This window comes from Streptomyces sp. PL-25 (assembly GCF_058344915.1).
The window spans coordinates 2,224,205-2,250,464 of sequence record NZ_CP136997.1; the positions used below are offsets into that span (position 1 = coordinate 2,224,205).

The window sequence follows — 26,260 nt, forward strand, 5'->3', positions numbered from 1 at the left end:
CGCCGCGCACGGCCCAACGATCAACCATGCGCCGCGATTACGACAGGAGCGTCGCAGCGGTGTGTACGCGTCAAGAGCACCGTTTCGGCCAGCCCCGGCCGCACGGCGCGCACCCGCCCGGCGCGCCCGCACGGCGTACACGGCCGGGCCGGTGACGGGCGGGGCCATTGGGGTGGATTCGGCGGCGGGTCGGTGTCATGTTCCGGTGCGGGGGTTACTGACAGTGCTATGACCACTGCGCTTCGTATCCCGCCCCTCCGCACGATCGTCGCGATCTGCGCCCTGGGCGGTTCCGCCCTGCTGATGACCGCCTGTTCGACCACGACCGGGTCGCAGGCCGAGGCGGCCGAGGCCGCTCCCACGACCGCCTCGCCTACCGACACCGCCTCGCCCTCGCCCACCGCCTCGCTGACCAAGGACCAGATGCAGCGCCGGGACCTGGTCTCCAAGACGAAGGTGAGCTGGGACAAGGCCGCCGGCACCGCCGTGAAGGAGGTGTCCGGGGGCAAACTCATGGGGATCGAGCTGAAGGCCGTCTCGCAGGAGAACTCCGCGTCGCCGGGCACGGCTAGCCCCGGGACGGCGAGCCCCGGCACGGCCAGTCCCGGCACGGCGAGCCCGGGTACCGCGAGCCCCGGCACCGCGAGCCCGTCCTCGCCCGCCCCGGCCCCCTCCCCCGGCTCCCCCGAGTGGCAGGCGAAGGTCGCCGCCGCCGACGGCACGGTCCACATGGTCGACGTCGACGCGGCGAACGGGAAGGTCTTCCGCAACCAGACCCAGTCCGGCCAGAGCGCCGACGACCGCCGCAAAGTGGCCGACCGGCTGCGCAAGGCCACGCAGAGCCCCGCCCAGGCCGTGAAGACCGCCACCGGCAAGAAGAAGGGCACCGTCACCGGCGCCATGCTCGACGAGAACGACGGCAAGCTCGTCTGGGCCGTCGACGTCGTCGACACGAAGGACTGGAAGAAGACGACGTACGACGTCGACGCGGCCAGCGGCAAGATCGCGCGCGAGCACACCGACCAGGACTGAGCACCCGCCGGCCGTGCGGAGCCGGACACGGGAAGGGCGGCGTCCCCGCACAGGACGCCGCCCCTTCGCTGTTTCGCTGTTTCGCTGTGGGGACCGTTTCGCTGTTTCGCTGTGGGGACCGGAGTCCTCGTCGCAATCGGTAGTGAGGGTCGGGGACCACGACGAGGACTCCGGGATCTGCGGCGCCGGCGCGTGGCCGGCGGTCACCGGCTCTACCGGTGGTCGCTGCCCTCCGAGCCGGAGGCCGCGCGGCCCGCCTCCAGGCGGGCGACCGGGATGCGGAACGGGGAGCAGGAGACGTAGTCCAGACCCACCTCGTGGAAGAAGTGGACGGACTCCGGGTCGCCGCCGTGCTCGCCGCAGACGCCGAGCTTGAGGTCGGGGCGGGTGGCGCGGCCGGCCTTGGCGGCGGACTTCACCAGGGAGCCGACGCCGTCCTTGTCGATCGTCTCGAACGGCGACACCCCGAAGATGCCCTTCTCCAGGTACGCGGTGAAGAAGCTGGCCTCCACGTCGTCGCGGCTGAAGCCCCACACGGTCTGGGTCAGGTCGTTGGTGCCGAAGGAGAAGAACTCGGCGGCCTCGGCGATCTGCCCGGCGGTGAGCGCGGCGCGCGGCAGCTCGATCATGGTGCCGATCGCCAGCTTGAGCCTGGTCCCGGTGGCCGCCTCCACCTCCGCGACGACCTGGTCGGCCTCCTCGCGGACGATCTCCAGCTCCTGGACGGTGCCGACCAGCGGGATCATGATCTCGGCGCGCGGGTCGCCCTTGGCGGCCTTGCGCTCGGCGGCGGCCTCCGCGATGGCCCGCACCTGCATGGTGAACAGGCCGGGGATGACCAGGCCGAGGCGGACGCCGCGCAGGCCCAGCATCGGGTTCTGCTCGTGCAGCCGGTGCACGGCCTGGAGCAGGCGCAGCTCGTTCTCGTGCGGCTCTTGGCGGGACTCGGCCAGGGCCACGCGGACCGACAGCTCGGTGATGTCGGGCAGGAACTCGTGCAGCGGCGGGTCGAGCAGGCGCACGGTGACCGGCAGGCCGTCCATCGCCTCGAACAGCTCGACGAAGTCCTTCTTCTGGAGCGGCAGGAGCTGCTTGAGGGACTCCTCGCGCTCGGCCTCGGTGTCGGCGAGGATCAGCCGCTCGACCAGTTCGCGCCGGTCGCCGAGGAACATGTGCTCGGTGCGGCACAGGCCGATGCCCTGGGCGCCGAAGCGGCGGGCGCGCAGCGCGTCCTCGGCGTTGTCGGCGTTGGCGCGCACCCGCAGGCGGCGCTTGCGGTCGGCGAAGGCCATGATGCGGTGGACCGCCTGGACGAGTTCGTCGGCGTCGTCGGCGCCCGCGTGCATCCGGCCCTCGAAGTACTCCACGACCGGGGAGGGCACCACCGGGACCTCGCCCAGGTAGACCTTGCCGGAGGAGCCGTCGATGGAGATGACGTCGCCCTCCTCGACGACGTGCCCGCCGGGGACGGTCATCCGGCGGCGCTTGGTGTCGACCTCCAGGTCCTCGGCGCCGCAGACACAGGTCTTGCCCATGCCGCGGGCGACGACGGCCGCGTGGGAGGTCTTGCCGCCGCGGGAGGTCAGGATGCCCTCGGCGGCGATCATGCCGTCCAGGTCGTCGGGGTTGGTCTCGCGGCGGACCAGGATGACCTTCTCGCCCGAGCGGGACCACTTGACGGCGGTGTACGAGTCGAAGACGGCCTTGCCGACGGCGGCGCCCGGCGAGGCGGCGATGCCCCGGCCGACCTGCTCGACCTTGGCGCCGTCGTCGAAGCGCGGGAACATCAGCTGGGCGAGCTGGGCGCCGGTGACGCGCTGGAGCGCCTCGGCCTCGTCGATCAGGCCCTGGTCGACGAGCTGGGTGGCGATGCGGAAGGCGGCGCCCGCGGTGCGCTTGCCGACGCGGGTCTGGAGCATCCAGAGCTGGCCGCGCTCGATGGTGAACTCGATGTCGCAGAGATCCTTGTAGTGGTTCTCCAGGGTCTCCATGATCTGCATGAGCTGGTCGTACGACTTCTTGTCGATCTGCTCCAGCTCGGCGAGCGCCACGGTGTTGCGGATGCCGGCGACGACGTCCTCGCCCTGGGCGTTCTGGAGGTAGTCGCCGTAGACGCCCTGGTGGCCGGAGGCGGGGTCGCGGGTGAAGGCGACGCCGGTGCCGGAGTCGGGGCCGAGGTTGCCGAAGACCATCGAGCAGACGTTGACGGCGGTGCCGAGGTCGTGCGGGATGCGCTCCTGGCGGCGGTAGAGCTTGGCGCGGTCGCCGTTCCAGGACTCGAAGACGGCCTTGATCGCGAGGTCCATCTGCGTGCGCGGGTCCTGCGGGAAGTCGCGGCCGGCCTCGGTCTTGACGATCTTCTTGAACTTGGTGACCAGCTTCTTCAGGTCGGCCGCGTCCAGTTCGGTGTCGACGGCGACCTTCTTGGCCTCCTTGGCCTTCTCCAGCACGTCCTCGAAGAGGTCGCCGTCGACGCCGAGGACGGTCTTGCCGAACATCTGGATGAGGCGGCGGTAGGAGTCCCACGCGAACCGCTCGTCGCCGGCCTGCTTGGCCAGGCCCTGGACGGACTTGTCGGAGAGCCCGATGTTCAGGACGGTGTCCATCATGCCGGGCATGGAGAACTTCGCCCCGGAGCGCACGGAGACCAGCAGCGGGTCGTCGGCCTGGCCGAGCTTCTTGCCCATGCGCTGCTCCAGCGCGTCGAGGTGCGCACTCACCTCGTCGCGCAGGGCCGCCGGTTCCTCGCCGCTGTCCAGGTAGACCTTGCAGGCGTCGGTGGTGATGGTGAAGCCCGGCGGGACGGGGAGCCCCAGGTTGGTCATCTCGGCGAGGTTCGCGCCCTTGCCGCCGAGCAGGTCCTTGAGGTCCTTGTTGCCCTCGGTGAAGTCGTAGACGAACTTCACGCCCTCAACGCTCCCGCCCGGCGCGGGTACCTGGAGATCTTTGTTTTCCGACACGGGTCTCGACTCCTCGAGGACGCGGTGGCTGCCCTGACGGCGAGGAACATACCCAGATCAAAGGCTTGTGGGTACGTCCACTCGTGCGTCATGCGCCTGTAACCAGCGGTCCGCCAGCGGATCGAAAGTCAAGGCTTGGCAAGTCGTCAGGGCCGGATGTTTTCACTTCTTGAACGGATTCTGGCTCGCGAACCCGCTCGATCGCTCATGTGAGCGGCTCTGGGCACGTGTGATTTCGATCGATGAACGATCACCGGGTGGCACCGAGTGCCACCCCTTGGAGAAGTGCAGACGGGCAAAGATCCGCTCATCTGAGCAAAACCCCTCTCAAGGGTGGCGAGAATCACGCTGCCGCACACGCTCGGATTTCACCATGCGGACGCCCGGACCGCATGTCCGGCCGCGCTGGGGACGCGTGGACGCGCGTTGCGCGCGCTCGGGAGGGGGCGGAGCGGCGGTCGGGCGCGGCTCGGGGTGGGGCGGGGGCGGGGACTGGCCCCAGGGAGTCCGTGCGGCCAGGGGCGGGAGCGGGCCGGAGGCCGGGGACGAGGGCTGGAATCCGGGGGCCCGAGGCCGGGAGCCGGAGACCGGGCGCCCGGCGGCCGGTCTCCGGCTGCCGGGCGCCCGGCGGCCGGGAGCGGGGAACCGGGAGCCAGGGGCCCGAGGCCGGAACCGGAGAGACCGGGCGCCCGGCGGCCGGGAGCCAGGGGCCTGACGGCCGAGAACCGGGAGCCAGACGCCCGGCGGCCGGGAACGGGGCCTCAGCCGCCCGATGTGTCCAGTTCCGCGTCCTCGCTGATGCCGCCGGCGCAGTCGTAGGGGTCCTTGAGCCAGCCGTCCGGGAGGACGACGCGGTTGTTGCCGGAGGTGCGGCCGCGGGGGCCGTCGGCGCCGGTGGGCCAGGGCTGGTCGAGGTCCAGCTCGTCCAGGCCGGTGCGCAGCTCGGCCAGGGAGGAGGTGATCGCCAGGCGCTTGCGCATCTCGGAACCGACCGCGAAGCCCTTCAGGTACCAGGCGACATGCTTGCGGAAGTCGATGACACCGCGTGCCTCGTCGCCGATCCACTCCCCGAGCAGGGTCGCGTGCCGCACCATCACGTCGGCGACCTCGCGCAGCGTGGGCCGCACGAACGCGTCCGGGCGGCCCTCGAAGGCCGCGACCAGGTCGGCGAAGAGCCAGGGCCGCCCCAGGCAGCCGCGGCCGACGACCACGCCGTCGCAGCCGGTGGCGCGGACCATGCGCAGCGCGTCCTCGGCGGACCAGATGTCGCCGTTGCCGAGGACGGGGATCTCCGGGACGTGCTCCTTGAGACGCGCGATGGCGTCCCAGTCGGCGGTGCCGCCGTAGTGCTGGGCGGCGGTGCGGCCGTGCAGCGCGATGGCGGTGACGCCCTCCTCGGCGGCGATACGGCCGGCGTCGAGGTAGGTGAGGTGGTCGTCGTCGATGCCCTTGCGCATCTTCATGGTGACCGGCAGGTCCCCCGCGCCGCTGACCGCCTCGCGCAGGATCGCGCGCAGCAGGTTGCGCTTGAAGGGCAGGGCCGAGCCGCCGCCCTTGCGGGTCACCTTGGGGACCGGGCAGCCGAAGTTCAGGTCGATGTGGTCGGCGAGGCCCTCCTCCGCGATCATGCGGACCGCCTTGCCGACGGTCGCCGGATCGACGCCGTACAGCTGGATCGAACGCGGCTGCTCGCTCGCGTCGAACCGGATCAGCTGCATCGTCTTCTCGTTGCGCTCGACCAGGGCCCGGGTCGTGATCATCTCGCTGACGAACAGGCCCTTGCCGCCGCTGAACTCCCTGCACAGGGTGCGGAAGGGGGCGTTGGTGATCCCGGCCATCGGGGCGAGGACGACCGGCGGCGCCGCGATGTGCGGACCGATCTGGAGGGGGGACTCGGGCATGGGCATTCCCTCATTGTCTCGCATGCACGAGGCACTTGTAACGGTCATTAGTTAACCGCACTATCGAAGTGGACTACGCTGGAACCCATGCCCGAGCTGAGTCACCGCCGGCGGCTGCTGGTGCTCGCGATCTGCTGCATGAGCCTGCTGATCGTGAGTCTCGACAACACCGTCCTGAACGTCGCCCTGCCCTCCATGCAGCGCGAGCTGCACGCGAGCACGTCCGGCCTGCAATGGACCATCGACGCCTACACGCTGGTCCTGGCGTCGCTGCTGATGCTCGCCGGTTCCACCGCCGACCGCGTCGGCCGCAAGCGCGTCTTCATGACCGGTCTTGTCGTCTTCGCCCTCGGCTCGCTGCTGTGCTCGCTCGCGCCCGATCTGGAGCTGCTCGTCGTCTTCCGGATGGTGCAGGCGGTCGGGGGCTCGATGCTCAACCCGGTCGCCATGTCGATCATCACCAACACCTTCACCGACCCGCGCGAACGCGCCCGTGCCATCGGTGTGTGGGGCGCGGTGGTCGGCATATCCATGGCGGCCGGGCCGCTGGTCGGCGGGCTGCTGGTGGAGTCGGTCGGCTGGCGCTCGATCTTCTGGCTCAATCTGCCCGTCGCCCTCGCCGCGATCCTGCTCACCCTCCGCTACGTCCCCGAGTCCCGCGCCCCCCGGGCCCGCCGCCCCGACCCGGTCGGCCAGGTGCTCGTCATCGCCCTGTTCGGCGCGCTGACGTACGCGATCATCGAGGCGCCGGACGCCAGCGCCGCCGTCGTGGTGCCGTTCGCCGCCGTCGCGCTCGCCGCACTGCTCGGGCTGCTGTGGTACGAGCCGCGCCGCGCCGAACCCCTGATCGACCTGCGCTTCTTCCGCTCCGCGCCGTTCAGCGGGGCCACGGTCATCGCGGTCAGCGGCTTCGCGGCGCTCGGCGGCTTCCTGTTCCTTTCCACGCTCTATCTCCAGAACGTGCGCGGCCTCGACGCCCTGCACGCCGGTCTGTGGATGCTGCCGATGGCGGCGCCCACGTTCCTGTGCGCGCCGCTGTCCGGGCGGCTGGTCGGCACCCGCGGGCCCCGGCTGCCGCTGCTGATCGCCGGGACCGCGATGACGGTGAGCGCGGTGCTGTTCGCCGCCTTCGAGGCGGAGACGTCCGACCTCACCCTGGTCCTCGGCTACGTGCTGTTCGGCATCGGCTTCGGCTTCGTGAACGCGCCCATCACCAACACCGCCGTCTCCGGCATGCCCCGCGCCCAGGCCGGGGTCGCCGCGGCCGTCGCCTCCACCAGCAGGCAGCTCGGCTCGACCCTCGGCGTCGCCGTGGTCGGCGCCCTCCTGGTCTCCGGCATCGGCTCCTCGTCCTACCGCGACACCTTCGTCTCCGCCGCCCGCCCCGGCTGGTGGGTCCTGGTCGCCTGCGGCGTCCTCGTCCTCGTCCTGGGCGCCCTCACCAGCGGCCCCTGGGCCCGCCGCACCGCCGAGCGCACCGCCGACCGCCTCCAGGAGGACGAGGTGCGGCAGACGGCGGGGGTCGGCTCGGCCTGAGGCAGGAACCGCCCCCGCGCCCGCGGCCGGGCGGCCGGAACGGCCCGCCGGGGGGGAGCCGGCGGGCCGTTCCGGCTGCCCGGGGCCGTGGCCGGGCGGCCTCACTCGATCGGGAACTCCGAGACCACGGCCGGGATGCCCGTGCCCGTCGAGTCGCCGGACGGCTTGAACACGTACACCTGTGTCCCCGGGACCGCGAGGTCGACCGGCAGGCGGGCCAGGGCGACGTTCGACCGGATCTTCGGGGCGTACGAGGCGGACGTCAGGTAGCCCACGGGTTCCGCGTCCGGCGCCGGTGCGACCAGCCAGAAGTCGGACAGGTAGTCCACGAGCGGCTCACCCTCCATCTTCAGGCCCACCATGGTGAGCCGGTAAGGGTGGTTTCCGGCGGCGATCTCGTCCCGCATCTTTTCGAGGGCGGCACGGCCGATGTAGTCCGACGCCTTGTTGCGGGGAATGTGGGACGCCAGTCCGACCTGGAAAGGAACCATCTCGCTGTCGACGTCCTGCCCCCACGCGAGAATTCCTGACGTGACCCGGTGGGGCTGTATGGGGCCGGTCACCGTCAGTCCGTACTTATCGCCCGCCCGGAGAATCGCATCCCACATCTGCTCCGCGTGAATGCTTGAATTCTTGAGGTAGACTTCATATCCGGCCTCTCCGGAGAAACCGGTGCGTGAAACGAGTACCGGAAGTCCGGCGATCTCGGTCTCCGCCAGACCGAAAACGGGCATCTCGGCGGCCATATCGCCGATGAGGTCGGCCATCAGGCTGTTCGCCTGCGCCCCCTGGATCTGGACGGGCGACACGTCCATCTCCTGGATCTGGACATCGAACCCCTTGCCGACATTCACCCCCTTGAGCCACAGCGACAGATCCGAGTCGGAGATGCTGAACCAGTACTCCTCGGGGGAGATCTTCAGCAGCAGCGGGTCGTTGATCATCCGGCCGCCGGCGTCGCAGAGCACGGTGTACGCCGCCCGCATGGACGCCAGCCGCGTGACGTCCCTCGTCACGACGTAATCGACGAACTCGGTGGCCTCGGGCCCCCGCACGCGGATCTGCCGGGCGGCCGCGATGTCCCACAACGTCACCCGCTGCGTCAGCGCCTCGTACTCGGCTCCGGACCCGCCGCCCTCGTCGGAGCCGTAGCCCCTGGGCAGATACATGCGGTTGTAGACCTCCGCGCGCCAGCATCCCGCTTCGACCGCGAGATGCCAGTACGGCGACTTACGGGCGCGCGTCGATATCAGAAGCTTGATGTCCGGTCGGCCTGTCTGCCGCAGATTGACAGGGACTGTTCTGTCCGACTGATCGACCGATGAGTAGTTGGGGTCCGCCCATTTGCCAGACTCGTTCGTCACACTATCCCCTACCGTGGCTACCTTACTCGGTGCCGGTTCATTGAGGTACGCGGCGATGGCAGCGATATTCGCTGCGAACCAGCGAATCGGACATGGTGCATTCCCGAATGTAACACGGCGCGAACCTGTGACCAAGGACCGTCTCAAGGCCTTCCACCGGTTCAAAACCCGTACCGCGCGACCACGCTCCGCGCAGGGTGACCGGCGCAAACGCGCCGAATGCACACATGCCGTGGAGCCCGAAAGACATCGAAAGGAAACCGGAAAGACACCGGATCAACAGCCTCGCGGCGCCACCAGCGAGAACAGGGTTTTCCCGAGCCCTTGTCCCCGACGAACCCGAAGACACTTTCCGGCCGAAAAAACCTCGCCGCCGCCTGTCCCGTGTCCGGCACTCAGGACGGCGGCGAGGACCACGAGGGCTCGGTCGGCCCGGACGCGGACGGACGGGCCCGGTCACCGCTCGCTGTAGTAATGGAGCCACAGGGCGGCGATCTTGCGGCGGTCCGCCGGAGGCACCTCGTGCAGGGTGCGGGTGGGGCGGCCGTCCGCGAGGGTGCGCAGGGCCGCGAGGATCTCGGCCTGCGCCAGGCAGGGGTACGGGTCCGCGCCCGCGCCGCGCGGGACGCCGACGGCCGCGCCCGCGTCGTGCAGGTAGAAGTAGTGCTCCGCCGATTCGTAGCGGGTGACGTGCCGGGTCGCCGTGTACCTGCCGTACTCCTCGGGCAGCCCGGAGAGGTCCGGCGCCTCTGCCGGGCCGGTCACCGTGGTGACGAAGGCCCCGTCCGGCAGCACGGGGAAGTCCTCGCCGCGCAGTGCGAGCGCGCCCGACGCGCAGACGACGAGCGCCGCCGCCGCCAGCGCGGCCTGCCGGTCCGCCACTACGCCGTAGCCCCGCGCCAGCGCCTGCGCCCGCCGCTCCGGATCGGTGTCGTACACCGTGACCCGCGCTCCCCTGGCGCTCAGCGCGGAGGCGACCGCGCCGCCGAGCCGCCCGAAGCCGAGCACCAGCGCGGGCCGGGCGTCCGGTGTCTCCCGCCACCCGCGCAGCAGTGCCTCCGCCGCGGAGACGACGGACTGCCCGAGCAGGAACTCCTCCGGTTCCCGCAGCGGGGACCGCGCGACGGAGACCACGGGGCAGGGCAGCTTCTCCCGCTCCGCGTACCGCCGGTGCCCGCTGTCGCTGTCCTCCACCACGCCGAGCACGGTTCCGCTGAACCGCTCGCACAGCACGTCGAGGGACGGCGCGAAGCAGCCGCCCGCGTCCAGCAGCACCACCGGTTCACCGGCCGCCCGGGTCTCCAGATACGTCAGCACCGTCCCCGGATCGGCGAGCCGCTCGCGGGACAGCTCGTCCACCGCGAACAGCCGCTCCACCTCGCGCTTCGCCGCACCGTCCCCGCGCGCGGCCCCCGGCTCCGGCTCCGGGAGCACGCCGCGCAGGCGCGAGACCGTGCCCACCACCCGTACGAACGGGACCCGTTCGGGCACAAGCCGCGTCACCAGCAGCGAGGAAGGCACCAGCGAGGGGGCGAACTCCCATGCGGTGCGGGCGAAGTACGCCTCCAGCCGCGCACGTTCTCCAGTCTTCATCGGACACCTTCCCTTGATCTCGCGCTTCACAGGAACTCGCCCCGGCTCCGGGCGTTCGCGCGGGCGGTCCGCGCACGCAGGCGCTCCGCGTCGCTCGCCGGCCGTACGCGGCCGGGTTCCGCCTCCCACTCGGCCCCGCCGCACACCGGCCGCAGCGACCAGCGGGAGCCGGCGACCCCGCGGAACTCCCCCACGACGTCACCGCTTCCGGTGTCCACCACCAGCGTGCCGACGGCCGGATGGGTGCGGGACTCCTGTCGGCCGGCAGGACTGTGTTCGCCAGGCATGGCCGTTCCTCTCCGTAGCCATTTCGCTACCAAGCGGATTCAGCGTGGCGTAGAGTCGGTGCTCACTCAACGTGTCAGTGCTGGCAGGAGAGTTGGTGTCGCGTTGGTCAATCGCAAGGAGCTTCGACCCGAGAGCAGCCCGCAGGCCGGCTACGGAGCACAGCTGCGCAGTTGCCGCGAGAACAGAGGGTGGAAGCAGGAGGATCTGGGCGCGGAGATGGGCTACTCCAGCACCCATGTCTCAGCTGTTGAAACTGGTCGGAAAATGGCAACCTTGCGCTTCTCGCGCAGTGCCGACCGGGCGCTGGGTACGGGCGACCTGTTCGAACGCAAGTACCGCGAGATCAAGCACGGGGTGCTGCTGGAGGGCTTCCCGGAGTATGTCGGACACGAGGGCCGCGCGGTGGAGATCCGGCTGTACGAGATCGGGATCATTCCTGGCCTGCTCCAGACGCCGGAGTACGCACGGGTGCTGGCGGACAGTGCGGTGGGGCGAGGGACCATCACCGCCGACTATGCCGCCGAACGCGTCTCGGTTGTCGCCGAGCGCCAGAAGGCGCTGGAGCGGCGCCGCCCCCCGATGATCTTCGCAGTGATGGACGAGAGTTGCCTCCGTCGCCCCATCGGAGGCTCCGCAGTCATGCGCGCCCAGTTCGACCGGCTGCTTGAGTTCGCCGAACGCCCCAACACGGTGTTGCAGGTGGCGCCATACGAGCTGGGGGAACGTCGCCCCTTCGACCTGCCTGTCTATCTACTGACTATGGCGGATCGGTCCATGATGTGCTACGCCGAGTCTCAGACGCAGGGACACCTTGATCGCGAAACCACGTCCGTACTACCGGTCTTGACGTCCTACCATCAGCTACAGGCGGAAGCGCTCCACCAAACGGCATCCGTGGATCTGATCAAAGAGCTCCGAAAGGGCATCCCGTGACGACGACCGACACCCCCCGCTGGTTCACGTCCTCCTACAGCAACAACGGCGGCGCCTGCGTCGAGGTCGCCGTCAACCTCACCGCCACCCACGGCGTGATCCCCGTCCGCGACTCCAAGAACACCACCGGCCCGGTCCTCAACCTGCCCACCGGGGCGTTCTCGACGTTCGTCGCGGGCGTCAAGTCCGGCCAGTTCGGCACCTTCTGAGTCCGCACACGAAAGGGCACCCCATGACGACGACCGACACCCCCCGCTGGTTCACGTCCTCCTACAGCGACAACGGCGGCGCCTGCGTCGAGGTCGCCGTCAACCTCACCGCCACCCACGGCGTGATCCCCGTCCGCGACTCCAAGAACACCACCGGCCCGGTCCTCAACCTGCCCACCGGCGCGTTCTCGACGTTCGTCGCAGGCGTCAAGTCCGGCCGGTTCGGCACCTTCTGAGCGCCCGGTGCGGATCCCGGGAAGCGGCTGCCGCGAGGGGCTACTTCCCGGGACGGCCGAGTTGGTGGACCGTCCAGTCGGCGGTGCGCCAAGGCTCGGGGTCGAGGGCGGTTCGACAGTCGACGAGCAGGAGGTCGGCGACCCGGTCGGCACCGAGCTGCCGGGCGGAGGCGGTGAAAGCGCGGACGTCCTTGGGAAGGCAGCCACCGCCGTAACCGATGCCGGGCCTCATCCCGCCGCTGCCGATGCGCGGGTCGATGCCGAGGATGTCCACGATCCGCGCCACGTCGCCGCCGGCGGCCTCGCACGTCCTAGGAAGCTCGTGCGTCGTGGCTCTCGCGGTTGGCGAGGACTTGTTCCATGTGGGTCTGGGCCCATTGCCTGAGCCCGCGTGTCAGGTGGTGGAGCGAGAGGCCGAGGTCGGTCAGCTCGTAGGTGACGGTGACAGGGACCGTGGGTGTCACGGTGCGGATGAGCAAGCCGTCGCGTTCGAGAGCCCGTAGGGTCTGGGTCAACATCTTCTGGCTGACGCCGGCCAGTAGCCGGGCCAGCTCGGAGTAGCGCATCGCCTTCGGGGCGTGCGATGCGCCGGACTGTTCGGGTGTGTCACCGCCCAGTGCACACAGGATCAGGACGACCCACTTGTCTGAGATCCGGTCGAGGAGCTGACGGCTGGGGCACACCGCCAGGAACGCGTTGTACTCCGCCTTGGCCTGCGCTTTCCTGTCGGCCTTCGTCGTCACTGATTTCGCCTCTCACCTTATGGGGTGTTACGCACTTCAGAGTGCCTACTTCCCGGCAGGAAGTTCCTCTCCAACACTGGTGCAAGGGGGCTGGAGACACCATCCCTTGCATGAAGTGAAAGGCGCCACGATGAACACGCCCTCCGCACCTCTTCCCGGCGGAACCTGGACGCTGGGTGACTCGTCCGTCACCCGGTTCGGCTACGGCGCGATGCAGCTCGCCGGCCCGTGGGTCATGGGGCCGCCCGCCGATCACGACGGCGCTCTGGCCGTGCTGCGCGAGGCAGTCAGCCTCGGGATCACCCACATCGACACCAGCGACGCCTACGGACCGCGCTTCACGAATGAGCTGATCCGTGAAGCGCTGCACCCCTACCCGGAGCCGCTGTTCATCGCCACCAAGGTGGGGGCGACCCGCGACGCACAGGGCGGCTGGCCCACGGCCCGGCGCCCCGAAGACCTGCGCAAGCAGGTCCATGAAAACCTCGAATCCCTCGGCGTCGACACCCTCGACCTGGTCAACATGCGCATGGGTGACGCTCAGGGCCCGCAGGCCGGCTCGATCGCCGAAGCATTCGAGACGCTCGTCGACCTCCAGCAAGAGGGACTGATCCGCCACCTCGGCGTCAGCAATGTCACCGGAGAGCAGGTCGCTGAGGCGCGCGGCATCGCCCCGATCGTGTGCGTGCAGAACATGTACAACCTCGCCCACCGCCACGACGACGACCTCGTAGATCATCTCGCCGCCGATGGCATCGCCTACGTGCCGTTCTTCCCCCTGGGAGGCTTCACGCCGCTGCAGTCCGAGGCCCTCACACAGGTCGCGGACCGACTGGGGGCGACGCCCATGTCGGTCGCGCTGGCCTGGCTGATCCAGCGCTCGCCGAACATCCTGCTCATCCCCGGTACTTCGTCCACCGCCCACCTGCGCGAGAACATCGCAGGCGCCGGTCTCTCCCTCTCGAACGAGGATGTGGCCGAACTGGACAGCATCGGCCACTGAACAACACACAGGTCACCAACCGGGACCGCGAACGCGTCGGCGGTCTCCTCCAGCGTCATGTTCCGCGCCATCCGCGCTACTCACCCGGAGCAGCGTCCCCGTGCCCGCCGGGTAGTGTTCGGCGGGCACGGGGCCCTTCAACGCTGCAGAGACTTCCGCCTTCTTACGTCGTCTGTTCCGGCATCCAGTACGGGGCGATATGACAGCAGCAGAACCTTGAGTTCCCCACGATTCGCCTGGGCCCTCTTGATCCACGAGCGGCTCATGGCAGGCTGATGCCGCATGATCGATGAGTTCGCGAAGAACAACCTGCACGAGAGACTGCGGCGGGACCGCAAGGCGCTGCTCTGGAAGCTCGAGGGCCTGTCCGAATACGATGCCCGCCGACCGTTGACGGTGACCGGGACCAACCTCCTCGGCCTGGTCAAACACGTGGCCGGCGTCGAGGCCAGGTACTTCGGTGAGGTCTTCGACCGTCCTTCCCCGGAACCGCTGCCCCGGTGGCAGGACCACGACGGCAGCGATCTGTGGGCGGCTGAGGACGAGACCCGCGATCAGATCGCCGAGTCCTACCGGCGCACGTGGGAACACTCGGACGCGACGATCAACGAGCTTCCCCTCGACGCCCCCGGCCACGTGCCGTGGTGGCCGGAGCCTCATTCCACCACGAATCTGTTCGCCGTCATGGTCCATGTTCTCGGCGAGACCAACCGGCATGCCGGGCACGCCGACATCCTGCGCGAAAGCGTCGATGGCCGAACCGGGATGCGGCCCGAACACGAGACGCAGATCGATGAGGAAGCCCGCGGCGCCCACTACGCGAAGATCGAGCAGGCCGCCAGATCGGCCGCATCGATCAAGGCACAGAGGGCTGTGCCGCGCGAGTGAAGGGCCGCGCGGGGACGCGACGATCACGGGATCGGGTCGACGTCGCAGTCGAAGGCGGCCTCTGGCAGCGCGAAGCGCGAAGACACCGTCGACGAGTGCGGGACTTCCTGGAGCGTCTGCGCTCGTGCCAGGCCGACACGGCCTCTAGGGACACCGCTCCAGCGCGATCGCGTGCAGCTTCTCCAGGCGCTGCCGGGACTCCTCGTCGGCGGGGACGTAGGTGACCATGCGGGGGCCGGTGTCGGGGCTGAGCCAGAGGTCGGTGTGGTCGACGGTGAGGCGGCCGACGTAGGCGTTGCGGAACTCCTTGCGCTTGCCGACCGGGGCGACCACCTCGTGGCGGTCCCAGATCTCGCGGAAGTCGGGCGAGGACTCGCGCAGGCGCTTGAGCAGCGCCTTCCAGGCCGGGTCGGCGAGGTGGCCGGCCATCGCGGCGCGGAAGCGGGCGGCCATGAGCCGGGTCGCGGACTCCAGGTGGACGATCGAGGAGCGCCACTGCTCGTGGGTGTACGACAGGATCATGCAGTTGCGGTCCTCGGGCGGCACCGACTCCAGGTCGCACAGGAGCAGGCCGTAGGTGCGGTTGTGGGCGAGGATGTCGTACCTGCTGTTCTGGAGGCAGGCCGGGAAGGGCTCGATCTGCTCCAGGAGGGCGCGCAGGGCCGGGGTGACCGAGGGGCACGTGGTCGTCGGGGCCGGGTCGGCGGTGCCGGCGAGCTGGAAGAGGTGGGCCCGCTCGGTGGGGTCGAGCAGCAGGGTGCGGGCGAGCGCGTCCAGGACCTGCACGGAGACCTGGATGTCACGGGCCTGTTCGAGCCAGGTGTACCAGGTGACCCCGACCGCCGAGAGGTGCGCGACCTCCTCGCGGCGCAGGCCCGGCGTACGGCGGCGGGCGCCGCGCACCAGGCCGACCTGCTCGGGGGTGATGTGCTCGCGGCGGTGGCGCAGGAAGGCGGCGAGTTCGTGGCGCCGCACCGCCGAGGCGGTGGCCTCCCGGGCCCGGGGGGCGACCGCCGTGTGCGAGGCCATCGTGCTCATGCTCATGCCTCCAGCCTGCCGCTCCGCCGAACCTGTTGCCAGGTACTCCTGCTACCAGGATAAGGACACTCTGGTACCTGGGTCGGCGGCGGCGCAGGCTCGATGACGTGACCACCCGAACCGTCTCCTCAGCGTCCTCGCCGTCCTCGCCGTCCTCAGCGTCCTCGCCGTCCTCGCCCGCCGTCCGCACCGCCGCCACCGCGCTCCCGGCGCTCAGCGGCCTCGGACTGTTCACGGTGCTGCTGGGCGCGGCGCTCCCCCTCATCGACTTCTTCATCGTCAACGTGGCCCTGCCCACCATGGGCCGGGACCTGCACGCGGGCGAGGCCGTCCTCGAACTCGTCGTCGCGGGCTACGGCGTGGCCTACGCCGTGCTGCTGGTCCTCGGCGGGCGGCTGGGCGACCTGTTCGGCCGGCGGCGGCTCTTCCTGGGCGGCATGGCGGCCTTCGGCCTGACCTCGCTGGCCTGCGGTCTGGCGCCGGACGCCTGGTCCCTGGTCGGGGCGCGGGTGGCGCAGGGCGCGGCGGCCGCCGCGATGCTGCCGCAGGTGCTCGCCACCATCCAGGCGGCCACCGCGGGACCGCGCCGGGCCCGCGCGATGGGCCTGTACGGCGCGACGGCGGGTCTGTCCATGGTGGCCGGGCAGATCCTCGGCGGCGTCCTGGTCGCCGCGGACCTGTGGGGCACGGGCTGGCGCTCGGTGTTCCTGGTGAACGTGCCGGTCGCCGTCGTCGGGCTGGTGCTGGCGGCCAGGGCCGTACCGGAGACGCGCTCGCAGCGCCCGGAGCCGGTCGACGGCCCCGGCACGGTCCTGCTCGCCGCCTCCCTGCTGACGCTGCTCGTGCCGCTCACCGAGGGCCGGGCCGCCCACTGGCCGCTGTGGACCTGGCTGTCGCTGGCCGCCTTCCCGGCGGTGGCGGCCTGGTTCTACGCCGTGGAGCGGCGCGCGGACCGCGCGGGCCGTACGCCGCTGGTGCCGCCGAGCCTGTTCCGGCTCGTCTCGCTGCGCCGCGGGCTCGCGCTGATCGTGCCGTTCTCCATCGGGTTCAGCGGCTTCATGTTCGTCATCGCGGTGGCGTTGCAGCAGGGCGCGCGGCTCGGTCCGGTCCCGGCCGGACTGGCGCTCGCGCCGATGGCCGTCGTCTTCTTCCTGGTCTCGCTGGCCGGGCCCCGGCTGGTCGCCCGGTTCGGGACCCGGGTGGTGACGGCGGGCGCGGTGGTGCAGTTCGCGGGCGTGGGCCTGCTGGCGCTGGCCGTCCACGGGTCCTGGCCGCACGTGGGCTTCGTGGAGCTGCTGCCGGGCGCGGCGGTCGCCGGGGCGGGGCAGGCGCTGCAACTGCCCGTGATCTTCCGGATCATCCTGTCCGAGGTGCCGACGGCGCGCGCCGGGGTGGGCAGCGGTGTGATGGTCACCGCCCAGCAGTCGGCGCTGGCGCTGGGCGTGGCCACCCTGGGCACGCTGTTCCTGTCCCTGGTGCCCGGTCTGGGCATGGGCGGCGCCCTGGTGACCACCCTGCTGGTGCAGCTCGGCGGGATCGTCCTGACGGGGCTGCTCAGTCTGCGGCTGCCGCGCACCGTCGGCTGACGGGCGCGCGTGATCGCCGCTGCGGGCCGAAGGTAAGAAAAAGGTGAACCGGAGCACCCCCGCCGACCTGCGGGTTTATCCCAAACCTGGGATTTCCGGCACGTGTTCCGAACGTTCTCGACTCGCCGCGCGGCCGAACCCCGGCAACTCTGGAGGAGCGCGGACGGCCCCTGGGGCCCCGCGCCGCAGGGGGGAATCCGTCGACCAACGGGAGACCACCATGCCTGTCACCACCAGCCGCCGCTGGGCCCGCGCGCTCGCCGCCGGTGCCCTGTCCGCAGCCCTGGTGTCGGCCGGATCGGCCGCCGCCCTCGCCTCGGACAACGCGCCGGTGGCGAAGCCGAGCCCGTCGCACAGCACCATGACGAAGACCAAGGGCTCGATCATGGCAAAGGCCAACCACAGCACGGTCAAGGCCGGTGAGACCGTCAAGCTCGCCGGTCACGCCAAGGACGTCAAGCCCGGCACCAAGCTGGTCCTCCAGCACCTGCACAACGGCAAGTGGACCACGCTGCACGCGAGCACCACCGTCAAGAAGGGCGGCGTCTTCTCGCTGACCTCGAACAAGCTCGGCACCAAGGGCACCGAGCACCTGCGGGTGGCGACCACGGACGGCAAGACGCACTCCTCGCCGGTGGCCGTCAAGGTGCACTGACGCCCGCCTGACGGCCGTCAGGGCCGCAGGCCGCGTACCAGCAGGTCCAGGACCGCGTCGAACTCGTCCTGGATCCCCGGCCGCTTCCACTCCCCCGCGTAACACGGGTCGTGGAAGCGGCCGGTGGCGTGGAAGAGGGCGCGGGCCGTCGCCGCCGGATCGGCGGCGGCGAAGTCCCCGGCGGCCACGCCCGCCGCGACGATCGCGGTCAACTGCTCGGTCAGCTCGGCGATGTGCTGCTCCACCGCCGCGCCGTTCTCCGCGGCGAGGACCGAGTACGTCGCGAACATCTCCGGATCGTCGCCCGCCTTGCGCAGCTTGGCCTCGAACAACGCCCGCAGCCAGGCCCGCAGCCGCTCCTGAGGGGCGCGCCCCGGGTCGGCGGCGAGGCCGGACAGGGCGTCGTGGGTCCGGTCGAGCCACCGCTTGGTGACCGCCTCGCGCAGCGCTGCCTTGGTGCGGAAGTGCCGGTAGACGCTGCCGTGGCTGACGCCGAGCGCGCGGGCCACGTCCACCACGGTCGCCTTGGCCGGGCCGTGGCGGCGCAGCACTTCCTCGGTCGCCTCGATGATGCGCTCGGCGGTCAGGGTCTCAGCAGCGGGTGACATGCCTAGACCGTACCCAAGCGGCTGTCCGGCACGGCGGTCAGTGCTCGCTGTCCAGGTCGGCCATCAGCGCCTCCGGGTAGCGGGTGCCGGCCGCCGCGTCCGCCGGTACGGCCTCCTCGATCGCCGCGAGGTCGGCCGCGTCCAGGGTGACGTCCAGCGCGCCCAGGGCCTCGGCCAGCCGCTCGCGGGTGCGGGCGCCGACGAGCGGCACGATGTCCTCGCCCCGGGAGAGCACCCAGGCGATGGCGGTCTGCGCGACCGTGGCGCCCTTGCCCTCGGCCACCGCGCGCAGCGCCTCGACGAGGTCCAGGTTGCGCCGCAGGTTCTCGCCCTGGAAGCGGGGCGAGAAGGAGCGGAAGTCGCCGGGGGCGAAGCGGTGGCCGGGGGTGAGGCGCCCGGAGATCAGCCCGCGCGACAGGACGCCGTACGCGGTGATCGCGATGCCCAGTTCCCGGGTGACGGGCAGGATGCGGTCCTCTACGCCGCGCGAGATCAGCGAGTACTCGATCTGGAGGTCGGAGATCGGGGCGGTGGCGGCGGCCCGGCGGATGGTGTCGGCGCCGACCTCGCTGAGGCCGATGTGGCGCACGTACCCCTTCTCGACCAGCTCGGCGATGGCGCCGACGGTCTCCTCGACGGGGACGTCCGGGTCGAGGCGGGCCAGGCGGTAGACGTCGATGTGGTCGACGCCGAGGCGCTGGAGGGAGTAGGCGGCGAAGTTCTTCACCGCGGCGGGGCGGCCGTCGTAGCCGCTCCAGTTGCCGTCGGGGTCGCGCAGGGCGCCGAACTTGACGCTGGTGAGGGCCTTCTCGCGGAGCGCGGCGGGGGCGGTGCGCAGGGCCTCGCCGACCAGCATCTCGTTGTGGCCCATGGCGTAGAAGTCGCCGGTGTCGAGCAGGGTCACGCCGGCCTCCAGGGCGGCGTGCACGGTGGCGATCGACTCGGCCCGGTCCGCCTCGCCGTACAGCGCGGACATGCCCATGCAGCCGAGACCGAGGGAGAAGACCTGGGGGCCGGTGGTTCCGAGGGAGCGGGTGTGCGTCGTCATGGCTCCACACTCCCACATGGAATGACAGATTTCAATATCTGTCATTCCATACTTGTCAGCTTCCATGAAGCACCGGCCAGCCCGGACGCCGACCCGCACAGAAAAGCCGTACGGCCGCCGGAGGTGATCCGGCGGCCGTACGGCGTTCGTTCGAGCGGGGGTGGCGCGGGCTCAGCAGCCGATCAGGCGGGCGGCCAGGTAGCCCTCGATCTGGTCGAGGGAGACGCGCTCCTGCTTCATCGAGTCGCGCTCGCGGACGGTGACCGCGTTGTCGTCCAGGGTGTCGAAGTCGACGGTCACGCAGAACGGCGTGCCGATCTCGTCCTGGCGGCGGTAGCGGCGGCCGATGGCGCCCGCGTCGTCGAACTCGATGTTCCAGTGCTGGCGCAGCGCCTGGGCCAGGCCCTTGGCCTTCGGGGACAGCTCCGGGTTGCGCGACAGCGGCAGCACCGCGGCCTTCACCGGGGCCAGGCGGTGGTCGAGGCGCAGCACGGTGCGCTTCTCCATCTTGCCCTTGGCGTTGGGCGCCTCGTCCTCGACATAGGCGTCGAGCAGGAACGCCAGCATCGCGCGGCCGACACCGGCCGCGGGCTCGATGACGTACGGCGTCCAGCGCTCCTGGGCCTCCTGGTCGTAGTACGCGAGGTCCTGGCCGGAGGCCTTGGCGTGGGCGCCGAGGTCGTAGTCGGTGCGGTTGGCGACGCCCTCCAGCTCACCCCACTCGCTGCCGCCGAACTGGAAGCGGTACTCGATGTCGGCGGTGCGCTTGGAGTAGTGGGAGAGCTTCTCCTTCGGGTGCTCGTACCACCGCATGTTCTCCTCGCGCAGGCCCAGGCCGGTGTACCAGTTCCAGCGCTGCTCCATCCAGTACTCCTGCCACTTCTCGTCCTCGCCCGGCTTGACGAAGAACTCCATCTCCATCTGCTCGAACTCGCGGGTGCGGAAGATGAAGTTGCCGGGCGTGATCTCGTTGCGGAAGGACTTGCCCATCTGGGCGATGCCGAACGGCGGCTTGCGGCGCGAAGTGGTCTGCACCTGGGCGAAGTTGGTGAAGATGCCCTGGGCGGTCTCCGGACGCAGGTAGGCGACGGAGCCGGTGTCCTGGGTGGGGCCGAGGTGCGTGGAGAGCAGACCCGAGAACTGCTTGGGCTCGGTGAACTGGCCCTTGTTGCCGCAGTTGGGGCAGTTGACGTCCGCGAGGCCGTTCTCCGGGAGGCGGTGGTGCTTGGCCTCGTAGGCCTCCTCCAGGTGGTCCGCGCGGAACCGCTTGTGACAGGCAGTGCACTCGGTCAGCGGGTCCGTGAAGGTGGCGACGTGGCCGGAGGCCACCCAGACCTCGGTGGCCAGGATGACGGACGAGTCGATGCCGACCACGTCCTCGCGCGACGTCACCATGTAGCGCCACCACTGGCGCTTGAGGTTCTCCTTCAGCTCGACACCGAGCGGACCGTAGTCCCAGGCGGCGCGCTGACCGCCGTAGATCTCACTGCACGGGAATACGAAGCCACGGCGCTTGCTCAGGCTGACGATGGTGTCGATCTTGTCGGCGGCCACGGTGCTCTCTTCATTACGACGACGGGCGACGAAGCGAGACGCTTCAGAGCGAATGCCTCAGGGTACCGGCGGGGGCTCCCCCTCAATCAAATCGGTGCCCGGAAACGGCACGGTCCGGGCACCTCCGGACCTGTTCAGGGGGGCTTGTTGACAACGGTTTCCATTTTTGATGAAAATGAGTGTCATGAACGCTCGACGACACCTCCTCGCCCCGTCCCGCATACGCACGGCCGCCGCCCTCACCGCGGTCACCGCCGTCGGACTCGGCGCCCTGACCGCCTGCTCGTCCGCGGACGCCTCCGGCAAGACGGACAAGTACGACGTCGTCGCGTCGTTCTACCCGATGGCCTACCTCGCCGAGCGGATCGGCGGTGACCACGTCCACGTCACCAACCTCACCCAGCCCGGCCAGGAACCACACGACCTGGAGATCAGCGCCCAGCAGACCGCGCGGCTCCAGGACTCCGACGCGGCCCTCTACCTCAAGGGCCTCCAGCCCTCCGTGGACAAGGCCATCGACCAGTCCGGGATCAGGACCAAGGTCGACGCGGCTTCCCTGACCACCCTGGAGGAGCACGGCAGCGAGGTCGGCGGGCACGCCGCCGCGCACGACACCCACGAGGGCGAGGACGAGGACGAGAGCGGCGGCAAGGACCCGCACGTCTGGCTCGACCCGGTGCGCTACGCCCAGATCGCCGAGGGCGTCGGCAAGGCCTTCGAGAAGGGCGACCCGGACCACGCGGCCGACTACCGCAAGAACACCGCCGCCCTGGTCAAGCAGCTCGACGAGCTGAACACCCGGTTCAAGGACGGCCTCGCGCACACGAAGTCCAAGGTCTTCATCACCACGCACGCCGCCTTCGGCTACCTCGCCGAGCGCTACGGCCTGACCGAGGAGGCCATCAGCGGCCTCGACCCGGAGTCCGAGCCCAGCGCCGCCCGGATCAAGGACCTGGAGAAGATGGCGAAGGCCGACGGCGTCACCACCGTCTTCTACGAGACCCTCGTCAGCGACAAGACCGCGAAGACCGTCGCGCGGGACGCCGGGCTCAGGACCGACGTCCTGGACCCGATCGAGGGCATCACCGACAAGTCCCGGGGCCGCGACTACCTCGCGGTGCAGGAGGCCAACCTCAAGGCTCTCCAGCAGGCCCTGGGCGCCAAATGACCCACTCCCAGCGGCCCGAGGAGCCTCCCATGGGTGAGCCCGTCATAGCCCTGCGCAAGGTCACCGCCGATCTCGGCGCCCGCACCGTGCTGCGCGGCATCGACCTCACCGTGCGCCGCGGCGAGGTCGTCGCGCTGCTCGGCGCCAACGGCTCCGGAAAGTCGACGGCGGTGCGCAGCGTCATCGGCCAGGTGCCGGTGACGAGCGGCGAGATCGAGCTGTTCGGCGTCCCGCGGCGCCGCTTCCGCGACTGGGCGCGCGTCGGCTACGTACCGCAGCGCACCACCGCGGCGGGCGGCGTCCCGGCCACCGTCACCGAGGTCGTCTCCTCCGGCCGGCTCTCCCGCACCCGCTTCGGGCTCTTCCGCCGGGGCGACCGGGAGGCCGTCCGCCGCGCCCTGGAGCTGGTCGGCATGGCGGACCGCGCCAAGGACTCGGTCGACGCGCTCTCCGGCGGCCAGCACCAGCGGGTGCTGATCGCCCGCGCGCTGGCCGCCGCGCCCGAGCTGCTGATCATGGACGAGCCGATGGCGGGCGTCGACCTGGCCAGCCAGGAGGTACTGGCCGCGACGCTGGAGAGGCAGGTCGCCGCCGGGACGACGGTACTGCTGGTGCTGCACGAGCTGGGCCCGCTGGAACCGCTGATCGACCGGGCGGTCGTGCTGCGCGACGGCTGCGTCCTGCACGACGGCCCGCCCCCGAAGGCCGTGGGCCAGCACGCCCTGCCCGGCCACGACCACGTCCACCCCCACGACGCCGTCGGCGCCGATCCGATCCGCACGGGACTGCTGAGCTGATGGACTTCCTCAACTACGCCTTCATGCAGCGGGCGCTGCTGGCCGCCGTCCTGGTCGGCATCACCGCGCCCGCCGTCGGCATCTACCTGGTCCAGCGCCGCCAGGCGCTGATGGGCGACGGCATCGGCCATGTGGCGATGACCGGCGTCGGCCTCGGCTTCCTGCTCTCCGCCTCCCCGGTGTGGATGGCGTCGGCGGTCTCCGTGCTCGGCGCCGTCCTGATGGAGCTGATCCGCTGGTACGGCCGCACCCGCGGCGACATCGCCCTCGCGATGCTCTTCTACGGCGGCATGGCGGGCGGTGTCATGTTCATCAGCCTCGCCCCCGGCGGCTCCACCGCGAACCTGACGTCGTACCTCTTCGGCTCGCTCTCCACCGTCTCCCAGTCCGACGTGGTGGCGATCTGCCTGCTGGCCGCCTTCGTCGTCCTGGTCACCCTGGGCCTGCGCCGCCAGTTGTTCGCGGTCAGCCAGGACGAGGAGTTCGCGCGGGTGACCGGACTGCCGGTGCGCGCCCTGAACCTGCTCACGGCCGTCACGGCGGCGGTGACGGTGACGGTCGCCATGCGCGTGGTCGGGCTGCTGCTGGTGTCCGCGCTCATGGTGGTGCCCGTCGCCGCCGCCCAGCAGCTCACCCGCAGTTTCGCGGCGACCTTCGCCGTGGCCGTGGCCATCGGTGTGAGCGTGACCATCGGCGGCACGGTCACCTCGTACTACCAGGACGTGCCGCCCGGCGCGACGATCGTGCTGCTGACCATCGCCGCGTTCGGGGTCCTCACCGTCCTGGCCACACCACTGGCCCGGCGCCGCGCCCGGACGCTCGCCGCCGCACGGCCCGTCGGCGACCCCGCGGAGTGCGCGATTCCGGCCAGCCGGGGCGCCGCGGACGGGATCGGCGTCTGACCGCGGCCTGCCGGGGCTGGCACAATGGCCCCGGCAGGCGCAGACGTGAGGAGGCATCCGGTGACGACCGCAGGACCGCCCGTGAAGGGCCGGGCCACCCGGCAGCGCGCCGCCGTCGCGGCAGCCCTCGACGAGGTCGACGAGTTCCGCAGCGCGCAGGAACTGCACGACATGCTCAAGCACAAGGGCGACTCGGTGGGCCTCACCACCGTCTACCGCACCCTCCAGTCCCTCGCCGACGCCGGTGAGGTCGACGTGCTGCGCACCTCCGACGGCGAGTCCGTCTACCGCCGCTGCTCCAGCGGCGAGCACCACCACCACCTCGTCTGCCGCGTCTGCGGCAAGGCCGTCGAGGTGGAGGGCCCGGCCGTGGAGAAATGGGCCGAGGCCATCGCCACGGAACACGGCTACGTCAACGTCGCCCACACGGTCGAGATCTTCGGCACCTGCGCGGACTGCGCGGCCCTGGAGAGCCACGGCGAACGGTGAGGTACGGCCCAGGCGGTGAGCCTGGGCCGGTATCTGCCGGGGCCCTACGCGGAGGGGTCCTCCTGGCGGCCCTCCATGGCGAGCAGTTGCTCGTTGGGGATGGCGCCGCCGAAGCGGCGGTCGCGGGAGGCGAACTCCAGGCACGCGCGCCACAGGTCGCGGCGGTCGAAGTCGGGCCACAGGACGTCCTGGAAGACCATCTCCGCGTACGCGCTCTGCCAGAGCAGGTAGTTGGAGGTGCGCTGCTCGCCGCTCGGGCGCAGGAACAGGTCCACGTCCGGCATGTCCGGGTAGTACAGGTACTTCTGGATGGTCTTCTCGCTGACCTTGGACGGGTCGAGGCGGCCCGCGGCCACGTCCTCGGCCATCGCCTTGGCCGCGTCCGCCAGCTCGGCCCGGCCGCCGTAGTTCATGCAGAAGTACAGCGTGATCAGGTCGTTGTCCTTGGTCTGCTCCTGGGCGACCTGCAACTCCTTGGCGACCGACTTCCACAGCCGGGGCATCCGGCCCACCCAGCGCACCCGGACGCCGAGCCCGTCGAGCTGGTCGCGGGACTTGCGGATGAAGTCCCGGTTGAAGTTCATCAGGAAGCGCACCTCGTCGGGCGAGCGCTTCCAGTTCTCGGTGGAGAAGGCGTACAGCGAGATGTTGCGCACACCGATCTCGATGCCGCCCTGGAGCACGTCGAGGACGCGTTCGGCGCCGACCTTGTGCCCCTCGGTGCGGGGCAGGCCGCGCTGCTTGGCCCAGCGGCCGTTGCCGTCCATGACGATCGCCACGTGCTCGGGCACCAGCTCACCCGGGAGCTTCGGGGGGCGCGCGCCGGACGGATGCGGCTCGGGCGCCAGGTACTCGCGTCGCCGGCTGCCCAGGAACCCGCGTACGGCCATGTGCTCTCGTCTCCCTCTGCTGTGTTGCCCGTGCTGCTCTCTACTTTTCCACGTACCGCAGCGAGCGCAGTCCGCGTTCCAGGTGCCAGTGCAGGTAGGCGGAGACCAGCCCGCTGCCCTCCCGCACGTGCCGCGGCTCGCAGGCGTCCGCCGTCGCCCAGTCCCCCGTGAGCAGCGCGCCCAGCAGCACGAGCGTCTGCGGCGAGGGTACGACACTGCCGGCCACCCGGCAGTCGACGCAGACGGAGCCGCCGGAGGCCACCGAGAAGAACCGGTTGGGCCCCGGCATGCCGCACTTCGCGCAGTCGCCGAAGCTGGGCGCGTAGCCGTTGACGGCCAGCGAGCGCAGCAGGAACGCGTCCAGCACCAGGTGCGGGGCGTGCTCGCCGCGGGCCAGTGTGCGCAGGGCGCCGACGAGCAGCAGATACTGCTGGACGGCCGGTTCGCCCTCGTGGTCCGTGAACCGCTCGGCCGTCTCCAGCATGGCCGTCCCGGCGGTGTACCGGGCGTAGTCGGTCACGATCCCGCCGCCGTACGGCGCGATGGTCTCGCTCTGCGTGCACAGCGGCAGCCCGCGCCCGATCAGCTCGCTGCCCCGGGCGAAGAACTGCACGTCCACGTGCGAGAAGGGCTCCAGCCGGGCGCCGAACTTGGACTTCGTGCGCCGTACGCCCCGCGCCACCGCCCGCACCCGGCCGTGACCGCGCGTGAGCAGCGTGATGATCCGGTCCGCCTCACCCAGCTTCTGGGTGCGCAGCACGATGCCGTCGTCGCGGAACAGACTCATGCGGTCCATTCTCGCCCACCGCGGACGCGTCCCGGTCCGTCCGGGTGGGCCC

At 70.7% G+C, this 26,260-nt stretch carries 26 protein-coding genes; 13 read left to right on the forward strand and 13 right to left on the reverse strand.

Features of this window, described 5'->3' with window-relative positions:
• Positions 1 to 228 precede the first annotated feature (228 nt).
• Positions 229 to 1,032 (forward strand): PepSY domain-containing protein, encoded by an 804-nt coding sequence (locus tag R4Z62_RS09905; protein WP_382851418.1) that lies wholly within the window; start codon positions 229 to 231, stop codon positions 1,030 to 1,032.
• A gap of 212 nt (positions 1,033 to 1,244) precedes the next feature.
• Here R4Z62_RS09905 and ppdK read toward each other — a convergent pair whose 3' ends face one another.
• Both ppdK and dusB read right to left on the reverse strand, forming a co-directional pair.
• The gene (ppdK, locus tag R4Z62_RS09910) at positions 1,245 to 3,992 is read right to left on the reverse strand and encodes a pyruvate, phosphate dikinase (RefSeq protein WP_491519599.1); all 2,748 of its coding nucleotides are present in this window, start codon (positions 3,990 to 3,992) and stop codon (positions 1,245 to 1,247) included.
• A 761-nt stretch (positions 3,993 to 4,753) separates the two neighbouring features.
• On the reverse strand, positions 4,754 to 5,899 hold the full coding sequence (gene dusB, locus R4Z62_RS09915) for a tRNA dihydrouridine synthase DusB (RefSeq protein WP_355483883.1): 1,146 nt from the start codon (positions 5,897 to 5,899) through the stop codon (positions 4,754 to 4,756).
• A gap of 81 nt (positions 5,900 to 5,980) precedes the next feature.
• Between dusB and R4Z62_RS09920 the strand changes: the two genes are divergently transcribed.
• Entirely contained in the window at positions 5,981 to 7,429 is a 1,449-nt protein-coding gene (locus tag R4Z62_RS09920; protein ID WP_064533049.1) for an MFS transporter, read from the forward strand.
• 101 nt (positions 7,430 to 7,530) lie between these two features.
• Here the strand turns inward: R4Z62_RS09920 and R4Z62_RS09925 are convergent, their stop codons facing one another.
• The 3 genes from R4Z62_RS09925 to R4Z62_RS09935 all read right to left on the reverse strand — a co-directional run bounded on the left by R4Z62_RS09925 (position 7,531) and on the right by R4Z62_RS09935 (position 10,673).
• Complete coding sequence (locus R4Z62_RS09925) at positions 7,531 to 8,793, reverse strand: glycine cleavage T C-terminal barrel domain-containing protein (RefSeq protein WP_491519600.1); 1,263 nt, start codon at positions 8,791 to 8,793, stop codon at positions 7,531 to 7,533.
• 456 nt (positions 8,794 to 9,249) lie between these two features.
• Complete coding sequence (locus tag R4Z62_RS09930; protein ID WP_491519601.1) at positions 9,250 to 10,386, reverse strand: NAD-binding protein; 1,137 nt, start codon at positions 10,384 to 10,386, stop codon at positions 9,250 to 9,252.
• A gap of 26 nt (positions 10,387 to 10,412) precedes the next feature.
• Positions 10,413 to 10,673, reverse strand: coding sequence for a hypothetical protein (locus R4Z62_RS09935; RefSeq protein WP_382851955.1), 261 nt, complete (start codon positions 10,671 to 10,673; stop codon positions 10,413 to 10,415).
• Between the two features lie 103 nt (positions 10,674 to 10,776).
• Between R4Z62_RS09935 and R4Z62_RS09940 the strand changes: the two genes are divergently transcribed.
• From R4Z62_RS09940 to R4Z62_RS09950, 3 genes are read left to right on the forward strand one after another with little or no spacing between them, the layout of a single operon-like run.
• The gene (locus R4Z62_RS09940) at positions 10,777 to 11,607 is read left to right on the forward strand and encodes a helix-turn-helix domain-containing protein (protein ID WP_389597903.1); all 831 of its coding nucleotides are present in this window, start codon (positions 10,777 to 10,779) and stop codon (positions 11,605 to 11,607) included.
• On the forward strand, positions 11,604 to 11,816 hold the full coding sequence (locus R4Z62_RS09945; protein WP_491519602.1) for a DUF397 domain-containing protein: 213 nt from the start codon (positions 11,604 to 11,606) through the stop codon (positions 11,814 to 11,816). Before R4Z62_RS09940 ends, R4Z62_RS09945 begins: the two co-directional genes overlap by 4 nt.
• Positions 11,817 to 11,839: 23 nt before the next feature.
• Positions 11,840 to 12,052, forward strand: coding sequence for a DUF397 domain-containing protein (locus tag R4Z62_RS09950; protein ID WP_491519603.1), 213 nt, complete (start codon positions 11,840 to 11,842; stop codon positions 12,050 to 12,052).
• Between the two features lie 40 nt (positions 12,053 to 12,092).
• Here R4Z62_RS09950 and R4Z62_RS09955 read toward each other — a convergent pair whose 3' ends face one another.
• Together R4Z62_RS09955 and R4Z62_RS09960 are read right to left on the reverse strand one after the other, a co-directional pair.
• Positions 12,093 to 12,338 carry a hypothetical protein gene (locus R4Z62_RS09955; RefSeq protein WP_491519604.1) on the reverse strand — a complete coding sequence of 82 codons (246 nt, stop codon included), beginning with the start codon at positions 12,336 to 12,338 and terminating at the stop codon, positions 12,093 to 12,095.
• Between the two features lie 25 nt (positions 12,339 to 12,363).
• Positions 12,364 to 12,795 (reverse strand): winged helix-turn-helix transcriptional regulator, encoded by a 432-nt coding sequence (locus R4Z62_RS09960; RefSeq protein ID WP_382851963.1) that lies wholly within the window; start codon positions 12,793 to 12,795, stop codon positions 12,364 to 12,366.
• A gap of 130 nt (positions 12,796 to 12,925) precedes the next feature.
• Here R4Z62_RS09960 and R4Z62_RS09965 point away from each other — a divergent pair, with 130 nt between their 5' ends.
• Both R4Z62_RS09965 and R4Z62_RS09970 read left to right on the forward strand, forming a co-directional pair.
• Positions 12,926 to 13,798, forward strand: coding sequence for an aldo/keto reductase family oxidoreductase (locus R4Z62_RS09965; RefSeq protein ID WP_491519605.1), 873 nt, complete (start codon positions 12,926 to 12,928; stop codon positions 13,796 to 13,798).
• Positions 13,799 to 14,080: 282 nt separating this feature from the next.
• Entirely contained in the window at positions 14,081 to 14,686 is a 606-nt protein-coding gene (locus R4Z62_RS09970) for a DinB family protein (protein WP_491519606.1), read from the forward strand.
• A 144-nt stretch (positions 14,687 to 14,830) separates the two neighbouring features.
• Here R4Z62_RS09970 and R4Z62_RS09975 read toward each other — a convergent pair whose 3' ends face one another.
• Positions 14,831 to 15,724 carry a helix-turn-helix transcriptional regulator gene (locus tag R4Z62_RS09975; RefSeq protein WP_491521856.1) on the reverse strand — a complete coding sequence of 298 codons (894 nt, stop codon included), beginning with the start codon at positions 15,722 to 15,724 and terminating at the stop codon, positions 14,831 to 14,833.
• A gap of 107 nt (positions 15,725 to 15,831) precedes the next feature.
• Between R4Z62_RS09975 and R4Z62_RS09980 the strand changes: the two genes are divergently transcribed.
• Both R4Z62_RS09980 and R4Z62_RS09985 read left to right on the forward strand, forming a co-directional pair.
• Positions 15,832 to 17,310, forward strand: coding sequence for an MFS transporter (locus R4Z62_RS09980; RefSeq protein ID WP_491519607.1), 1,479 nt, complete (start codon positions 15,832 to 15,834; stop codon positions 17,308 to 17,310).
• 220 nt (positions 17,311 to 17,530) lie between these two features.
• Positions 17,531 to 17,965 carry a hypothetical protein gene (locus tag R4Z62_RS09985; protein ID WP_064533059.1) on the forward strand — a complete coding sequence of 145 codons (435 nt, stop codon included), beginning with the start codon at positions 17,531 to 17,533 and terminating at the stop codon, positions 17,963 to 17,965.
• 17 nt (positions 17,966 to 17,982) lie between these two features.
• On the opposite strand, the gene R4Z62_RS09990 is transcribed toward R4Z62_RS09985, so the two are convergent.
• From R4Z62_RS09990 to R4Z62_RS10000, 3 genes are all read right to left on the reverse strand, one after another.
• The gene (locus R4Z62_RS09990) at positions 17,983 to 18,573 is read right to left on the reverse strand and encodes a TetR/AcrR family transcriptional regulator (protein ID WP_491519608.1); all 591 of its coding nucleotides are present in this window, start codon (positions 18,571 to 18,573) and stop codon (positions 17,983 to 17,985) included.
• Between the two features lie 37 nt (positions 18,574 to 18,610).
• A complete protein-coding gene (locus R4Z62_RS09995; RefSeq protein WP_491519609.1) occupies positions 18,611 to 19,621 on the reverse strand; it encodes an aldo/keto reductase in 1,011 nt (336 codons plus the stop codon).
• Between the two features lie 171 nt (positions 19,622 to 19,792).
• Positions 19,793 to 21,175 (reverse strand): glycine--tRNA ligase, encoded by a 1,383-nt coding sequence (locus tag R4Z62_RS10000; protein WP_018570719.1) that lies wholly within the window; start codon positions 21,173 to 21,175, stop codon positions 19,793 to 19,795.
• Positions 21,176 to 21,359: 184 nt separating this feature from the next.
• Between R4Z62_RS10000 and R4Z62_RS10005 the strand changes: the two genes are divergently transcribed.
• From R4Z62_RS10005 to R4Z62_RS10020, 4 genes are read left to right on the forward strand one after another with little or no spacing between them, the layout of a single operon-like run.
• Positions 21,360 to 22,343 (forward strand): metal ABC transporter substrate-binding protein, encoded by a 984-nt coding sequence (locus R4Z62_RS10005; protein ID WP_491519610.1) that lies wholly within the window; start codon positions 21,360 to 21,362, stop codon positions 22,341 to 22,343.
• Between the two features lie 29 nt (positions 22,344 to 22,372).
• Positions 22,373 to 23,140 carry a metal ABC transporter ATP-binding protein gene (locus R4Z62_RS10010; RefSeq protein ID WP_491519611.1) on the forward strand — a complete coding sequence of 256 codons (768 nt, stop codon included), beginning with the start codon at positions 22,373 to 22,375 and terminating at the stop codon, positions 23,138 to 23,140.
• The gene (locus tag R4Z62_RS10015) at positions 23,140 to 24,042 is read left to right on the forward strand and encodes a metal ABC transporter permease (protein ID WP_491519612.1); all 903 of its coding nucleotides are present in this window, start codon (positions 23,140 to 23,142) and stop codon (positions 24,040 to 24,042) included. Before R4Z62_RS10010 ends, R4Z62_RS10015 begins: the two co-directional genes overlap by 1 nt.
• 60 nt (positions 24,043 to 24,102) lie before the next feature.
• Positions 24,103 to 24,531, forward strand: a complete 429-nt coding sequence (locus tag R4Z62_RS10020; protein ID WP_382848784.1) for a Fur family transcriptional regulator — start codon at positions 24,103 to 24,105, stop codon at positions 24,529 to 24,531.
• Between the two features lie 44 nt (positions 24,532 to 24,575).
• On the opposite strand, the gene R4Z62_RS10025 is transcribed toward R4Z62_RS10020, so the two are convergent.
• Positions 24,576 to 25,421, reverse strand: coding sequence for an isoprenyl transferase (locus R4Z62_RS10025; protein ID WP_382848783.1), 846 nt, complete (start codon positions 25,419 to 25,421; stop codon positions 24,576 to 24,578).
• 40 nt (positions 25,422 to 25,461) lie between these two features.
• Positions 25,462 to 26,208, reverse strand: coding sequence for a DNA repair protein RecO (gene recO, locus R4Z62_RS10030; protein WP_064537388.1), 747 nt, complete (start codon positions 26,206 to 26,208; stop codon positions 25,462 to 25,464).
• Positions 26,209 to 26,260: the final 52 nt, after the last annotated feature.

Excerpts from the sequence above, each read along its gene's own strand:
- recO (WP_064537388.1), bottom strand. The coding sequence starts at position 26,208 with ATGAGTCTGTTCCGCGACGACGGCATCGTGCTGCGCACCCAGAAGCTG.
- R4Z62_RS09975 (WP_491521856.1), bottom strand. The coding sequence starts at position 15,724 with ATGAGCACGATGGCCTCGCACACGGCGGTCGCCCCCCGGGCCCGGGAG.
- R4Z62_RS09965 (WP_491519605.1), top strand. The coding sequence starts at position 12,926 with ATGAACACGCCCTCCGCACCTCTTCCCGGCGGAACCTGGACGCTGGGT.
- R4Z62_RS09985 (WP_064533059.1), top strand. The coding sequence starts at position 17,531 with ATGCCTGTCACCACCAGCCGCCGCTGGGCCCGCGCGCTCGCCGCCGGT.
- R4Z62_RS09990 (WP_491519608.1), bottom strand. The coding sequence starts at position 18,573 with ATGTCACCCGCTGCTGAGACCCTGACCGCCGAGCGCATCATCGAGGCG.
- R4Z62_RS10010 (WP_491519611.1), top strand. The coding sequence starts at position 22,373 with ATGGGTGAGCCCGTCATAGCCCTGCGCAAGGTCACCGCCGATCTCGGC.
- R4Z62_RS10015 (WP_491519612.1), top strand. The coding sequence starts at position 23,140 with ATGGACTTCCTCAACTACGCCTTCATGCAGCGGGCGCTGCTGGCCGCC.
- R4Z62_RS09995 (WP_491519609.1), bottom strand. The coding sequence starts at position 19,621 with ATGACGACGCACACCCGCTCCCTCGGAACCACCGGCCCCCAGGTCTTC.
- R4Z62_RS10005 (WP_491519610.1), top strand. The coding sequence starts at position 21,360 with ATGAACGCTCGACGACACCTCCTCGCCCCGTCCCGCATACGCACGGCC.
- R4Z62_RS09920 (WP_064533049.1), top strand. The coding sequence starts at position 5,981 with ATGCCCGAGCTGAGTCACCGCCGGCGGCTGCTGGTGCTCGCGATCTGC.
- R4Z62_RS09970 (WP_491519606.1), top strand. The coding sequence starts at position 14,081 with ATGATCGATGAGTTCGCGAAGAACAACCTGCACGAGAGACTGCGGCGG.
- R4Z62_RS09950 (WP_491519603.1), top strand. The coding sequence starts at position 11,840 with ATGACGACGACCGACACCCCCCGCTGGTTCACGTCCTCCTACAGCGAC.
- R4Z62_RS10025 (WP_382848783.1), bottom strand. The coding sequence starts at position 25,421 with ATGGCCGTACGCGGGTTCCTGGGCAGCCGGCGACGCGAGTACCTGGCG.
- R4Z62_RS09930 (WP_491519601.1), bottom strand. The coding sequence starts at position 10,386 with ATGAAGACTGGAGAACGTGCGCGGCTGGAGGCGTACTTCGCCCGCACC.
- dusB (WP_355483883.1), bottom strand. The coding sequence starts at position 5,899 with ATGCCCATGCCCGAGTCCCCCCTCCAGATCGGTCCGCACATCGCGGCG.
- R4Z62_RS09905 (WP_382851418.1), top strand. The coding sequence starts at position 229 with ATGACCACTGCGCTTCGTATCCCGCCCCTCCGCACGATCGTCGCGATC.
- R4Z62_RS09935 (WP_382851955.1), bottom strand. The coding sequence starts at position 10,673 with ATGCCTGGCGAACACAGTCCTGCCGGCCGACAGGAGTCCCGCACCCAT.